This window comes from Kitasatospora sp. NPDC022785 (genome assembly GCF_055561295.1).
In genome coordinates this window covers 41,657-54,340 of the sequence record NZ_JBVHHB010000022.1, presented here as the reverse complement: position 1 = coordinate 54,340, position 12,684 = coordinate 41,657, and the positions used below count along the sequence as shown (strand labels likewise).

At 75.0% G+C, this 12,684-nt stretch carries 12 protein-coding genes; 5 read left to right on the top strand and 7 right to left on the bottom strand.

The window, feature by feature from the left end:
• Positions 1-70: 70 nt before the first annotated feature.
• Entirely contained in the window at positions 71-1,531 is a 1,461-nt protein-coding gene (locus tag ACZ3YO_RS28855; protein ID WP_465574913.1) for a DUF2252 domain-containing protein, read from the bottom strand.
• A gap of 362 nt (positions 1,532-1,893) precedes the next feature.
• Positions 1,894-2,151, bottom strand: a complete 258-nt coding sequence (locus ACZ3YO_RS28850) for a LapA family protein (protein WP_465549457.1) — start codon at positions 2,149-2,151, stop codon at positions 1,894-1,896.
• 146 nt (positions 2,152-2,297) lie between these two features.
• On the opposite strand from ACZ3YO_RS28850, the gene ACZ3YO_RS28845 reads away from it, so the two are divergent.
• Positions 2,298-2,753 carry a ribosomal maturation YjgA family protein gene (locus tag ACZ3YO_RS28845; RefSeq protein WP_465574909.1) on the top strand — a complete coding sequence of 152 codons (456 nt, stop codon included), beginning with the start codon at positions 2,298-2,300 and terminating at the stop codon, positions 2,751-2,753.
• Between the two features lie 7 nt (positions 2,754-2,760).
• On the opposite strand, the gene ACZ3YO_RS28840 is transcribed toward ACZ3YO_RS28845, so the two are convergent.
• Positions 2,761-3,543, bottom strand: a complete 783-nt coding sequence (locus ACZ3YO_RS28840; RefSeq protein WP_465574906.1) for an SGNH/GDSL hydrolase family protein — start codon at positions 3,541-3,543, stop codon at positions 2,761-2,763.
• A gap of 317 nt (positions 3,544-3,860) precedes the next feature.
• Here ACZ3YO_RS28840 and ddaH point away from each other — a divergent pair, with 317 nt between their 5' ends.
• Entirely contained in the window at positions 3,861-4,688 is an 828-nt protein-coding gene (gene ddaH, locus ACZ3YO_RS28835) for a dimethylargininase (RefSeq protein ID WP_465574904.1), read from the top strand.
• Positions 4,689-4,694: 6 nt separating this feature from the next.
• Here the strand turns inward: ddaH and ACZ3YO_RS28830 are convergent, their stop codons facing one another.
• From ACZ3YO_RS28830 to ACZ3YO_RS28820, 3 genes are read right to left on the bottom strand one after another with little or no spacing between them, the layout of a single operon-like run.
• Entirely contained in the window at positions 4,695-5,363 is a 669-nt protein-coding gene (locus tag ACZ3YO_RS28830) for a LutC/YkgG family protein (protein ID WP_465574901.1), read from the bottom strand.
• Positions 5,360-6,754 carry a lactate utilization protein B gene (locus tag ACZ3YO_RS28825; RefSeq protein WP_465575180.1) on the bottom strand — a complete coding sequence of 465 codons (1,395 nt, stop codon included), beginning with the start codon at positions 6,752-6,754 and terminating at the stop codon, positions 5,360-5,362. The genes ACZ3YO_RS28830 and ACZ3YO_RS28825 overlap by 4 nt, the downstream gene beginning before the upstream one ends.
• 20 nt (positions 6,755-6,774) lie before the next feature.
• Positions 6,775-7,536, bottom strand: coding sequence for a (Fe-S)-binding protein (locus ACZ3YO_RS28820; protein WP_465574898.1), 762 nt, complete (start codon positions 7,534-7,536; stop codon positions 6,775-6,777).
• A 499-nt stretch (positions 7,537-8,035) separates the two neighbouring features.
• Here ACZ3YO_RS28820 and ACZ3YO_RS28815 point away from each other — a divergent pair, with 499 nt between their 5' ends.
• The gene (locus tag ACZ3YO_RS28815; RefSeq protein WP_465574896.1) at positions 8,036-9,154 is read left to right on the top strand and encodes a DUF3103 family protein; all 1,119 of its coding nucleotides are present in this window, start codon (positions 8,036-8,038) and stop codon (positions 9,152-9,154) included.
• Between the two features lie 213 nt (positions 9,155-9,367).
• Here ACZ3YO_RS28815 and ACZ3YO_RS28810 read toward each other — a convergent pair whose 3' ends face one another.
• Positions 9,368-10,294 carry a PaaX family transcriptional regulator C-terminal domain-containing protein gene (locus tag ACZ3YO_RS28810; RefSeq protein ID WP_465574893.1) on the bottom strand — a complete coding sequence of 309 codons (927 nt, stop codon included), beginning with the start codon at positions 10,292-10,294 and terminating at the stop codon, positions 9,368-9,370.
• A 90-nt stretch (positions 10,295-10,384) separates the two neighbouring features.
• Between ACZ3YO_RS28810 and ACZ3YO_RS28805 the strand changes: the two genes are divergently transcribed.
• Both ACZ3YO_RS28805 and ACZ3YO_RS28800 read left to right on the top strand, forming a co-directional pair.
• Positions 10,385-11,455, top strand: a complete 1,071-nt coding sequence (locus ACZ3YO_RS28805) for an alpha/beta hydrolase family protein (protein WP_465574891.1) — start codon at positions 10,385-10,387, stop codon at positions 11,453-11,455.
• Positions 11,452-12,615: a saccharopine dehydrogenase family protein gene (locus ACZ3YO_RS28800; RefSeq protein WP_465574889.1), complete on the top strand. Its 1,164-nt coding sequence runs from the start codon at positions 11,452-11,454 to the stop codon at positions 12,613-12,615. Before ACZ3YO_RS28805 ends, ACZ3YO_RS28800 begins: the two co-directional genes overlap by 4 nt.
• Positions 12,616-12,684: the final 69 nt, after the last annotated feature.

The window sequence follows — 12,684 nt, the reverse complement described above, 5'->3', positions numbered from 1 at the left end:
CCTCGGAGGCCGTGCCCGGCCCGGGGTGGCGACCCCTCGGACGCCGTGCTCGTCCTGGGGTGGTGGGCCGTCAGATGCCGTGCTCGGCCGGGAGCCGGCCCGCCCGTATGGCCGCGAGCAGGTCGGCGTGGTCGGCCTCGGTGCGGTCGGCGTACGCCACCGCGAAGGTGGAGACCGCCTCGTCCAGCGCCTCGTTCTTGCCGCAGTAGCCGGTGATCACGCCCGGGTCGGCGGTGTGCGCGTGGGCCCGGGCCAGCAGGGCGCCGGTGATCCGGGCGTAGTCGTCGAGCTGGCCGGGGAGCAGCGCCGCCGGGTCCACGCTGCCCTTGCGGTTGCGGAACTGCCGGACCTGGTAGGGCAGGCCGTCCACGGTGGTCCAGCCGAGCAGGGTGTCGCTGACCACCTGCATGCGCTTCTGGCCGAGCACCACCCGGCGGCCCTCGTGCGCGTCGGAGGCCGGCGCCGCCACCGCGAAGCCCGCGCGGGCCAGGTGGGGCAGCAGGACCGACGGGCGCGCCTCCTTCACCTGGAGCACCAGCGGCTGTTCGCGGTGGTCGGTGAGCAGGACGACGTACGAGCGGGTGCCGACGCTGCCGGTGCCGACCACGCGGAACGCCACGTCCTGCACGTGGTGGCGGGAGAGCAGTGGGTGCAACTCGGCGGGCACGGTCTGCACGTAGGGGCCGAGCGACGCGGCGACCGCGCCGGCGGTCGAGTCCGACACCTCGCTGAGGACCGGGGGAGCGGCGGTGAACCGCCAACCCCCTTCCTCCGTCCGGACGGTGGACTTGGCGGCGAACTTGGCGCTGGTGTTGCCGAGCGCCTTGGCACCGACCTTCTGCAGCGCCTCGGCCAGGTCGTGCGCCTGGGCGAAGGAGACCAACTGGTCGTCGGCGACGGCGTTCCAGGCGTCCAGCGCGGGCAGCTTGGCCAGCGTGCGCATGGTCCGGCGGTAGGAGCCCGCCGCGTCGAACGCGGCCCGGCGGGCGGTCGTCTCGTCGGCGCCGATCTCACGGCCGGCCAGCACCAGGCTGGCGGCGAGCCGCTTGAGGTCCCACTCCCACGGGCCGGGCACGGTCTCGTCGAAGTCGTTGATGTCCATGACCAGCCGGCCGCGGGCGTCGCCGTAGAGACCGAAGTTGGCGGCGTGCGCGTCGCCGCAGAGCTGGGCGGTGATCCCGGTGGCCGGGGTGGCGGCGAGGTCGGCGGCCATCAGGCCGGCCGAGCCGCGCAGGAAGGCGAACGGCGTGGCCGCCATCCGGCCCAGCCGGATCGGCACCAGGTCGGTGAGGCGGCCGGCGTTGGAGGCCTCGATCGCCTCGACGGCGCCCGGCCGGTCGGCGCCGAGCGCGAACTCGGCGTGCCGCTCGCGAGGGGTGCGCTCGCGCAGTGCCTTGCCGCGCTCGCGGGCGCGGCCGTCGTGGCGCGGCGCGAACCCGTCCACGGCGAACCGCCGCCCCGGCCCCCGGCCGTGCCCCTCCGCGTCCGCCCGCAGGCCGGACCCCTCCACCGCTTCGGTCAGCTGCGTCACTGCGCCCCGCCCCCGTCTGTCCGTCGTTCCCGCCCGCGACCTGCGCGGACCCGGCCCCTCGGCGGGCCGGGCAGCAGGCTACCCGGCCAGGGGGCCGGTGTTCGGACCGGCCTGCCGGCACGGCCTGTGGGCGGGGTCCGTCGGGAGGGAGGGACGCCGATCGGATGGCGGCGGTTCCGGAGGCGGGTGGGCGGCCGCCCCGGGGCAGGGCGAGCGGGACGGCGGCGCCGACCAGGACGTTCAGCACCGTGCGACCGGGATGTCCGGCACCGTGACCGGTGAATCGATGGATCGGGCCGACTCGTCGAGGCGGCCGCTGCCCTCCTCCCTGCCCGCGCTCAGCCCCTGGCCTCTGCCCGTGCTCAGCTCCTGGCCCGGCGGCGGAGGCCGACGACGTAGCCGATGACCAGGCCCGTCGCCAGCGTCACGGTGAGGACGGCCCAGAGCGGCAGTGTGACGGTGGCGACCCACAGGGTGATGGACACCGATCCGGTGTTGGCCGCGATGAACCACACGGCGAGCACCGCGAGGACGGCGACCCCGATGGTACGCATCCGCACGTCGCGCCCCTTGACCGTGACGGTCGGCGGACGCTGCGGCGGGGGATTTTTCTTCGCCATCTCCCCAGTATGGTGCGTTCCGCGGGCCGGGGCCTGTCCGAAGGGCGGGCGCGGGGTTCTCGCCCCCCGGGACGGCGTGCGTGCCCGTGATCCGGGCCGTGGGTGATCGCCGGGGTGGGTGTCGGGCACCCCCTAGGCTGGCCGGCATGGAAGATCTTCGGGGGAGGCGGGCCGGCCGGGCCGTTCGGGCGGCGGCCCTGGCGGCCGCGGTCCTGACGGTGGTGGCCGGGCTGGGCGTGCGGGCGGTGGGCGGCGGGGAGTTCGCCAAGTACGCGGGGGACGCGCTGTACACGGTGCTGGTGTACACGCTGGTGCTGCTGGCCGCGCCGCGGCTGCGCCCGCTGCCCGCCGCGGGCCTGGCCGCCGCGCTGAGCTGGGCGGTGGAGCTGTTCCAGCTCACCGGTGTGCCCGACGAGCTGGGCCGCCGGAGCACGCTCGCCCGGTTGGTCCTCGGCTCCACCTTCAACCCGCCGGACCTGTTCTGGTACCTGGTCGGCGCCGCACTGGCCGCCGTGCTGCACGCGGGCGCCGTGCGCCCGGCCCGCCGGCCCGGTGCGGGCCCCTTCGGTTCTCCCGGGGGGCCCGCGCCGTCGGACCGCTGACGTGTCGTCAGAGCGGCATGAGCTCCGGGCGCTTGGCCTCGACGTGGTCGCCGGAGGACTCGCCGCGCAGCCGCCGGCCGACCCACGGGAGCAGGTACTCGCGCGCCCACTGCAGGTTCTCCCGGCGGTGGTCGGCGGCCGACTGGACGGGGAGGGCCGGCCACGGCGCCTCCGGGTCCTGCTCGGTGCGCAGGCCCAGCGAGCGGGCGGCCAGCAGGGCGACACGCTGGTGCCCCTCGGGGGAGAGGTGGAGCCGGTCGTCGCTCCAGGCCCGGCGGTCCTGCACGGCGCGCAGCGACCAGAGGTCGGCGACCTTGCAGCCGTTGCGGTCGGCGACGGCGCGCATGTGGCCGTTGTAGGTGGCGATCTTGCCGCGCAGGTGCTTCAGCAGCGGCACGCCCCTGGTGTCGAAGCCGGTGCAGATGAGCACCGTCCCGGCGGAGTCGGTGAGTTGGGTGATCGCCGCCTCGAAGCGCTCGGCCACCTCGTCCGGGTCGCTGCCCGGGCGCAGGATGTCGTTGCCGCCGGCACAGAAGGTGACGAGGTCGGGCTGGATGCGTCGGACCTGCGGCACCTGCTCGGCCGCGATCTGGTCGAGCAGCCGGCCGCGTACCGCGAGGTTGGCGTACCGGAATCCGCCCGGCGGCTGTCCGTCGGCGAGCAGCCCGGCCAGCCGGTCCGCCCAGCCGGCGAATGCACCGGCCGCGCCGGGGTCGTTCAGGCCCTCGGTGAAGCTGTCCCCGAGGGCGGCGTACGAACTGAGGTCAAGGGTCTCCTGGAGGTTCGGCATGTAGGAGATAGTTCACTGTCTGAAGTGACTTACGCCACCGTAGGTGGCCCGTGCCGGTACGTGAGATCGGCCACGTGGGGGAGTGGGCGAGGAGAAGGTGCGCGGGCGAGGGGGAGAGGCCGCGGGGCGCGCGGGGTGCCGTCGTGCGCCGGGGGCCGCGCCGGGTGCGCGGGGTGGTGCGTCGGCCGGGGACGTCCGCGCGTGTGTGCGAACGGCGCGGGCGGGGCAGCCGCCCTCTGGGCCGTGCTCGCGTGCGACCGCGGCCCGTACGCCCGTGATCCCGATCCCCCGAACAACCGGACGGCGGAGGTTGCCGCATGCCGAACCGAACCCCGGAGCGCACGGCCAGGCCACGGCGCTACCTGATGTGCCGGCCGACGCACTTCACCGTCGACTACGCGATCAACCCCTGGATGGACCCGGGGCGCCCGACGGACACCGCGCTCGCCCTCCTCCAGTGGGAGCGCCTCCGCACGCTGTACCGGCGGCTCGGCCACACCGTCGAGCTGATCGACCCGCTGCCCGGCCTGCCCGACATGGTCTACACCGCCAACGGTGCGACGGTGCTGAACGGCAGGGCGCTGGTCGCCACCTTCCGGCACCCGGAGCGGTCGGGGGAGTCGGAGGCGTACCAGGAGTGGTTCCGCGCCCACGGGTACCGCGAGGTCCACCGGGCCGGCCACGTCAACGAGGGGGAGGGCGACCACCTGGTGGCCGGCCGCCGGGTGCTCGCCGGGACGGGGTTCCGCACCGACGCGGCCGCGCACGCCGAGGCCCGGGCGCTGTTCGGCGTCCAGGTGCTCAGCCTCACCCTGGTCGACCCGCGCTTCTACCACCTGGACACCGCGCTCGCCGTCCTCGACGACGACCACGTCATGTACTACCCCGCGGCCTTCTCGCCGGACAGCCAGGCACTGCTGCGCAGCCTCTACCCGGACGCGATCCTCGCCGACCGCGCCGACGCCGAGGTGTTCGGCCTCAACGCCGTCTCGGACGGCCGGCACGTCCTGCTGCCGGAGGCCGCCAAGGCGCTGGCCGGCCGGCTCGCCGAGCACGGGTACGAGCCGGTGCCGGTGGACGTCTCCGAGCTGCTCAAGGGGGGTGGCGGGGCGAAGTGCTGCACGCTGGAGCTGCGGCCGGTCTGACCGCGGTCAGTGCTCCGTGACGAGCAGGACCTCCAGGGTGCGCGGGCCGTGGACGCCCTCGACGCGGTCGAGTTCGATGTCGCTGGTGGCCGAGGGGCCGGAGATCCAGGTCTGCGGACGGGTGGGGTCGAGCCGGGGGAGGGCGAGCGGGACGGAGGCGACCACCTGTCCGGGTGCCAGGACGACGCAGAGGTGGTGGTCGGGGACGAGGCTGAGCAGGCGGCGGCCCTGGGCCGGGCCGGCGTCCAGGACCAGGGTGCCGGTCTCCGCGATCGCCAGCGCGCACCCGGTCAGCACGCTGTCCGTCCGGTCCAGCCGGTCGGCGGTGAGAGTGCCGTCGTCCGCTCGCCGTTCGACGGTGGTGGCGGCGGAGAGCCAGGCCGGTGGCAGGCCGGCCGGGACGGCGACGCTTCGGGAGCCGCGCGCCGTGAGGAGTGCGGCGACGAGTGCGGGCAGTCCGGCGGCCGTGCAGCGGTGGACCTCGGCGCGGTAGTCGGCCAGGTTGTGGTGCAGCAGGTCGAGCAGGGCGGCCGGGTCGTCCGCCGGTGCGTGGCTCGCCGAGTAGCCCCGGGGGAGCGGCCGTTCGTCGGAGTCGTGAGCGGTGCGGCCGTGGAACGCGGCGCGGATCCGGCCGAGGATCAGCTCGCGGGATCCGGGCGGGCGGTGAGTGGTCATCGGCGGTTCCTCCGCCACCAGTCGCGGAACGGTTCGGCGGGTGGTTCCGGGAGGTCCCGGGTGTCGGTCCAGGCCCGGCCCGGCCCGGGCAGCCGGCGCGGAAGGAACCGCCTGGCCCGGGCCGCCGCCCGCTCGGCCGCGCGGAGCAGCCCCGGGTGATCGAGCACGTATCCGGCCGCCGCCATGGCCGCCCGCTCCAGCGGGTGGCCGCGCTGCCCGGCGACCCGCTCGCGCAGGTGGACCAGGACCTCGGGGATGTCGATCGCCACCGGGCAGACCTCGTAGCAGGCTCCGCAGAGCGAGGAGGCGAACGGCAGCGAGGCCTCCACCCTGCCGGTGATGCCGTGCAGTTGGGGCGTGAGGATGGCGCCGATCGGCCCCGGGTACACCGAGCCGTACGCGTGGCCGCCGGCCCGCTCGTAGACCGGGCAGACGTTGAGGCAGGCCGAGCAGCGGATGCACCGCAGCGCCTGGCGGCCGACCTCGTCGGCGAGGGCGGCAGTGCGCCCGTTGTCGAGCAGGACGAGGTGGAACTCCGACGGTCCGTCGCCCGGGGTGGTGCCGGTCCAGAGCGAGGTGTACGGGTTCATCCGCTCGGCGGTGGAGGAGCGCGGCAGCAGTTGCAGGAAGACCTCCAGGTCGCGCCAGGTCGGCACCACCTTCTCGATGCCGACCACCGAGATCAGGGTGTCCGGCAGGGTCAGGCACATCCGGCCGTTGCCCTCGGACTCCACGACCACCAGCGTGCCGGTCTCGGCCACCATGAAGTTGGCTCCGGAGACGGCCACCCGGGCCCTGAGGAACTTCTCGCGCAGGTGCAGCCGGGCCGCCTCGGCGAGATCCGCGGGCGTGTCGGTCAGCCCCTCGGGCGCCGGGCGCCCCCAGGAGGCCATCCGCCCGGCGAAGATCTCCCGGATCTCGGCACGGTTGCGGTGGATCGCCGGGACGAGGATGTGCGAGGGCCGGTCGTCACCCAACTGCACGATCAGCTCGGCGAGATCGGTCTCGTACGCCGTGATGCCCGCGGCGGCGAGCGCCTCGTTCAGCCCGATCTCCTGGGTGGCCATCGACTTGACCTTGACGACTTCACGCTCGCCGGTCGCGCGGACCAGGCGGGTCACGATCGCGTTGGCCTCGTCCGCGTCGGCGGCCCAGTGCACGGTGCCGCCCGCCGCCGTCACGGCCTCCTCCAACCGGACGAGGTAGCCGTCGAGATGGCGCAGCGTGTGGTCCTTGATCGCCTTGCCGGCGGCGCGCAGCTCGGCCCAGTCCGCGAGCTCGGCCACCGCACGGGCCCGCTTGTCGCGGATGGTGTGGGTGGCGTGCCGCAGGTTGGCGCGCAGCGTCGCGTCCTGGGTGGCGCGGGCGGCGGCCTCCGGGAAGGCGGGCATGCCGAGAAAGGTGCTACCGCTCAACTCGCCCTCCAGGGTTCGGCCTCGGTGCTCGCCAGGATCTCGGCGAGGTGCAGCGGACGCAACGCGCCGCCCCGGCGGCGCAGCATTCCGCCGAGGTGCAGCAGGCAGGAGTTGTCGGCGCCGCAGAGCACCCGGGCGCCGGTGGCGAGGGCGCTGCGCAGCTTGTCCTCGCCCATCGCCGCCGAGACCGCCGGGTTCTTCAGGGCGAAGGTGCCGCCGAAGCCGCAGCACTCCTCGGCGCCCGGCAGCTCGACCAACTCCAGCCCGCGGACCGCCCGGAGCAGCCGCCGGGGCCGATCGCCGAGGCCCAGCACCCGCAGCCCGTGACAGGACGGGTGGTAGGTCACCCGGTACGGGAAGTGGGCGCCGACGTCCTCGACGCCCAGCACGTCGGTCAGGAACTCGGTCAACTCGTAAACCCGCGGCCCGAGTTGCGCGGCGACGTCGGCCAGTCGGGTGCCTCGGCCCTCGGCGGCGGCCCGGGCCCCGATCCGCGGGTAGTTGTCGCGGATCATCGCCACGCAGGACCCGGACGGCGTCACCACGTGGTCGTACCCGGCGAACACCCGGGCCGTCCGGCGCATCAGCGGCTCGCAGGCGCGCCGGTAGCCGGTGTTGAACTGTGGCTGCCCGCAGCAGCTCTGCCCGGCGGGGAAGTCGACGTCCACCCCGAGGCGCTCCAGCAGGCGGACGGTGGCGACCGCCGTCGACGGATACAGCGCGTCGTTCACACAGGTGGCGAAGAGCGCGACCCGCATCGTCCCTCCCTTCGCCGGTGGTCGGGGGAGCCGTCGGCCGGCCCGCCGGTGATCGTGCGGCAGCGATGCTACCGAGCGGGCCTGCCGGGCGGGAGAGTGCCGCGCCGGGCGGGAGGATGCCGCGTCGGGCCCGGGTGGGGCTCCGGGGCCGGCGCGGCGTGGCCGTTCAGGCGTCCTGGCCGGTCGCCGTGGACGGAGATCACCGTCCGGGTGGAGCCGGTGGCCGCGAATCCAATTTCTTCCGGAGTGGCACGGTAGGCGGTCCGGTAGGTGGTTCGGCGGGTGGCGCGGCAGGCGGTTCGTCGGGCGGTTCGGCGGCCGTCCGGCCCGCGGCCGGACCCCCGCCGGCCCGTCGGGCGATGGAAAGTGTTTTCCGGAGCACTTCTTGATGGTGAGTCACTTGCTGACTTTACTTGACATGGCTCCGTCGTAGGCGGGGCCGGTTCCCTGCAAGGTTCCGCATGGTTCCCTGCACCTTCCGCTTCAGGAGGACACCCGCATGGCGCTCTCCCGTTTCCGCCGCGCCACCGTGGCGGTCGCGGCCCTGTCGCTCGCCGCCCTGGCGGCCGGCCAGGCCGCGGCCGCTCCGGCGCCCGCCCCCGCTCCCACCCCGGCCCCGCAATCCGCGGGCCGGGTCGCCACGATCGAGGACCAGGTCGCCCGCGACCTGGCCAGATCCCTCGCCGACGCCGCCTGGCGCTCCCGGGTGCAGTCCGCGGCCGGGTCCGCCGGCGCCGAGCTCGCCCCGCTCGCCGCCGCCTCCGGCACGCCCGCCGCTCACACCCTCGCCGAGACCGCGGTCGCCGCCGACCGGAAGATCGCCACGGCGAAGGGCCTCGACGCCGGTCTCGGCCCGCTGCTGCGCGTCCAGTTGGCCGATCCGTCGATGCGGGCGGCCCTCGACGCCGGCGCCACGCCGCTGGTGGCCACCGCCGTGGCCGACGACCGCGCCCGCACCGTCCGCGCCTACGACACCGCGGGGCACGTCCACACGCTCGACGCCACCCGGGTGCCGGGGCAGCCGGTCTACCTGGTCGACATCGACACCGCGAAGGCGATGGCGGCCGGATCCGAGGTGCTGCGCCGGGAGTTCGCCGCGCAGGGCCTCGCCGGTGCGCAGGCCGCGGGCGGCTGGTGGGCCACGAAGATCGACAGCATCGAGGTGTCCGACGACCAGGAGCCCTGGTTCAAGGGCGCGGCCGAGATGTTCGGCCTGGTCACCGGGTTCGGGCAGGACGGCAAGGTCCGGGTGGACTCGGTCGCCATGCCCTACCTGCGCTACGACGGCACGGTGTACAACCCGAACCAGATCCTGGTGAACTGGTCGAACTACAAGTACAACCTGGCCGACGTGGTCCTGATGGAGGACGACGGCGACACCAACTACCTGGCCCTGGCCCAGGCCGTCGCCGCCGTCCTGCTCACCATCGCCGACCAGGGCGCCTACATACCGCTCGTCAACGCGGTGCTCGCCGCCCTGCCCACCTCCTGGTGGACCGACGACCCGGACTACGTGGAGTCCTGGTACACCCTGGCCCGGACCAGCTCCGGCCGGCTCAACGGGGCCACGGGCAACGGCTGGATGACCGTCGCGCCGTACTGGGTGGAGCAGTTCTGAGCCGGTTGATCCCGCCCACCGGCTGAGGCGTCGACCTCCCGGCCGGGTGATCCCACGCCCCGGCCGGTCTGCGGGCCCGCGGCGTGGACCGCCCCGCCGACCCGGCACAGGACGCACGGCCGGCCCGGCGCGGGTATGACGGCCGCCCCCGCGCCCGCAATGGCGCGGGGGCGGCCGCCGTTGTGCACCGCCGGGCGTCGGGGCGGCCCGGGATCAGCCGGCTCCGCGCCCGGCCTCACCCCCGGCCTCACCTCCGGCCCCGGTGATCTCGCGAACCACCTCGTCGTAGCGGTGGAACAGGCGGGGCCCGGGTGCGGGGTCGGACCGTTCGGCGTGGAGCAGCAGCCGCCAGCAGTCCGCGGTCAGGGCGCGGGCCTCGGCGCCGGGCCAGGGCCGGGGCAGCAGCTCCGGAGGCAGCAGCGGGTCGAGGGTCGTCGCCCGGGTGAACTCGGCGGCCAACTCGACCGTGATGGCGAGGCGTTCGGTCCGGCCCGGGAGCCCCGGGGGAGTGGCAGCGGTCAGCCGGGCCAGCCGCGCGCGTGCGACGGCCGCCAACCGGCGGTGCCCGTCGGCGAGTTCGTCCAGCGGCCAGAGCCGACGGGCCAGGGCGATCGGGTCCGACTCGCCGCCGATCCGCAGATCGGTGCTGGTCAGGAGGGTGAGACGGCCGCGGACGCCGAGCCGGTCGGCCTCCGCCTCGACGTACGGTTCCCACGCGTTGGCGCAGGCGTAGACACCACCCTGGACAGCCGCTCCACCCAGCCGGACCAGCGTCTCGCGCAGTGCGTCCCGGGCCTGACGGGCGGGCTCGGGCACGGCGAAGGCGGCGAGGTGCCAGCTGCCGTCCCAGGGGGCGAGTCCGGCGTCCTGGGCGTACATGTGCCGGACGAAGTCGACCTCGGGGTCGGCCACCCGCTGCGCCTCGGCCGTCTCCCGCAGCACGGCGCGCCGCCCGCGGCCCTCCTGGACCAGCAGGCCGTCCGCCGCCATCCGCTTGATGCAGAGCCGCACCTGCTGGTCGGACATCCCGAGCGCGCCCGCCACCTCGTACAGCTCGCCCGCGTCCACCGTGCCGTCCGCCCGGACGAGCCCCTCCACCAGCGTCCTGGTGGGGACTTCGGTCCGCAGTTCCTCCGTCATCGTGCCGCTCCCTTCCTCCGGGGAGTGTAGTACGCTCAAAACTATCGATAGAAGAACGATAGTTTCGATTGCGATAGATATGGTGGCGAGATGGCACGAGGGACACCCCGCACCTGGCTCCGGTGCCTGCTCGGCTCCCTGCTCGCACTGGCCCTGTCGGCCGGTGCCGCGGGCGGCTGGGTGGCCTACCAGCACAGCTACGACCTGCGCGAACAACGCGTCACCATCACCGGTGGCGCCCAACCGCTGGACGGCGTGCTCGCCCGGCCCGAGGGCGGTGACGGGCCGTTCGGCCTGATCGTCTTCGTCCACGGCGACGGGCCTGCCGACGCCACCCGCGACACCTTCTACCGCCCGATCTGGGAGGCCCTCGCCAAGGCCGGCTACGCCTCGCTCTCCTGGAACAAGCCTGGTGTCGGCGGCGCCCCCGGCGACTGGCTCGACCAGAGCATGGACGACCGGGCCGCCGAAGCCGCCGCGGCCATCGCCTGGGCCAGGTCGCAGCCCGGGGTCGACCCCGGCCGGATCGGCCTCTGGGGCATCAGCCAGGCCGGTTGGGTGCTGCCAAAGGTGGCCAACCGGGTGCCCGGGGTCCGGTTCGTGATCGCCGTCTCCCCGGCCGTCAACTGGCTCCGGCAGGGCCGCTACAACCTGCTCGCCGAACTCGCCCACGACCATGCCCCGCAGAGTCGCGTCGACGCGGAAGTCGCCCGCAGCGAGCGGGTCGACGAGCAACTGCGCCAGGGTGCGACCTACGAGCAGGCGCGGGCCGCGCTCGGCCCCGACCTCGGCGACCTGACGCCCGCGCGGTGGCGGTTCATCGGCAAGAACCGCACCGCCGACGCCACCGCCGACCTGACCGCGCTGGCCGCCCGCAACGTGCCCGTCCTGCTGGTGCTCGGCGGCCGGGACCGCAACGTCGACGTGGCCGACACCGAGGCCGGCTACCGCCGACTCCTCACCGGGCCGAATCAGTTGACCGTCGTCCGGCACGCGGACGCCAATCACAACCTGGTGCGGCCCGAGGTCGAGGACGACGAGACCCGGGGCCTGCTCACCATGCTCGCCGCGCCCCGGTCGATCTACGTCGACGGCTATCTCGACGACCTCCGGCGCTACGTCGCGGCCGTTCCTCCGACCGGGACCGGGGGGCGCCGATGAGGATCCTCGCGCTGGGAGGTGCCGGAGCCATGGGCGCCGCCGCCGTCCGTGCGGCCGTCGCGCTGCCCGGCGTCCGCGACATCGTCGTCGGCGACCGTGACATGGATGCGGCGCGCCGACTCGTCGCCGAGCTCGACGTCAGAGCGGTGCGGGTGTCCGCACGCCGGATCGACGTCACGGACGAGGTGGGGCTCGACGAAGCGCTCGGCGCCGCCGACGTGGTGCTCAACACGGTGGGTCCCTACTACCGGTTCGGCCCGGCCGTGCTCGCGGCGGCGATCCGTACCCGCACCCACTACCTGGACCTCTGCGACGACTGGGAGCCGACCGTCCGGATGCTCGGACTGGACGGCGAGGCAAGGCGGTCTGGCGTCACGGCAGTGCTCGGCATGGGTGCGAGCCCCGGCATCTCCAACCTGCTCGCCGCACTGGCGGCGGAGCGGCTCGACACCGTCCACGACGTCCACACGGCCTGGCCGGTGGACGTCCCGGACGCCGGCGAGGAGCCGGCAGGCGTGGGGGCCGCCGTCGTCCACTGGATGGAGCAGATCCGCGGCACCGTCGCCGTGGTCGAGCACGGCGAGCTGGTGCGGCGGCCCCCGCTGCGGCCGGTCGCGCTCGCCCTGCCGGGCGGCCGCGCCGGGACGGCCTACACCGTCGGCCACCCCGAGCCGGTCACCCTGAGCCGCTGCCTCGCCCCCACCGGGAACGCGGCCTGCCTGATGGTGGTCACCCGGGGCACCGTCGCCTTCCTGGACGGGCTCCGTCGTGACCTCGACCGCGGCCGGCTGGACAACGAGTCCGCCGCTTCCCTGCTGACCGGCCCCCCGTTCGGCCGTGCCCTGACCGCGGGCGTCCGGGCGGCGGGGTTCCGCGGCCCGGGCAGCCTGCCGCCGTTCTTCGCCGTCGCCACCGGCCGGCGCGCCGGCCGCCCGCTCACCGTCCTCGCCCGCCCCGCCGAGGACCCGCCGCGCCTGCTCGCCGACATGGCCCTCGCCACCGGTGTCCCGCTGGCCCTCGGCCTCGCCCAGGTGCTGGACGGGACGGCCCGCCGCCCGGGCGTGCACCCGCCGGAGGCCGTCATCGACGCGGCGCGGTTCTTCCGCGACCTGGAGCCGTACTCCCCGGGCGTGGTGGTCGAGGAGGCCGCGGCACGGTGAGGCCGGCCTCGGAGTCCACGGTGGAGGGCTGACCGGCGCGCTTCCACCGCCCGGCGACGCCGGCCGGCT

Bases quoted from the DNA above. Each gene is read 5' to 3' on its own strand.
- ACZ3YO_RS28850 (WP_465549457.1), bottom strand. From the start codon at position 2,151: ATGGCGAAGAAAAATCCCCCGCCGCAGCGTCCGCCGACCGTCACGGTC.
- ACZ3YO_RS28845 (WP_465574909.1), top strand. From the start codon at position 2,298: ATGGAAGATCTTCGGGGGAGGCGGGCCGGCCGGGCCGTTCGGGCGGCG.
- ACZ3YO_RS28840 (WP_465574906.1), bottom strand. From the start codon at position 3,543: ATGCCGAACCTCCAGGAGACCCTTGACCTCAGTTCGTACGCCGCCCTC.
- ddaH (WP_465574904.1), top strand. From the start codon at position 3,861: ATGCCGAACCGAACCCCGGAGCGCACGGCCAGGCCACGGCGCTACCTG.
- ACZ3YO_RS28830 (WP_465574901.1), bottom strand. From the start codon at position 5,363: ATGACCACTCACCGCCCGCCCGGATCCCGCGAGCTGATCCTCGGCCGG.
- ACZ3YO_RS28825 (WP_465575180.1), bottom strand. From the start codon at position 6,754: ATGCCCGCCTTCCCGGAGGCCGCCGCCCGCGCCACCCAGGACGCGACG.
- ACZ3YO_RS28820 (WP_465574898.1), bottom strand. From the start codon at position 7,536: ATGCGGGTCGCGCTCTTCGCCACCTGTGTGAACGACGCGCTGTATCCG.
- ACZ3YO_RS28815 (WP_465574896.1), top strand. From the start codon at position 8,036: ATGGCGCTCTCCCGTTTCCGCCGCGCCACCGTGGCGGTCGCGGCCCTG.
- ACZ3YO_RS28810 (WP_465574893.1), bottom strand. From the start codon at position 10,294: ATGACGGAGGAACTGCGGACCGAAGTCCCCACCAGGACGCTGGTGGAG.
- ACZ3YO_RS28805 (WP_465574891.1), top strand. From the start codon at position 10,385: ATGGCACGAGGGACACCCCGCACCTGGCTCCGGTGCCTGCTCGGCTCC.
- ACZ3YO_RS28800 (WP_465574889.1), top strand. From the start codon at position 11,452: ATGAGGATCCTCGCGCTGGGAGGTGCCGGAGCCATGGGCGCCGCCGCC.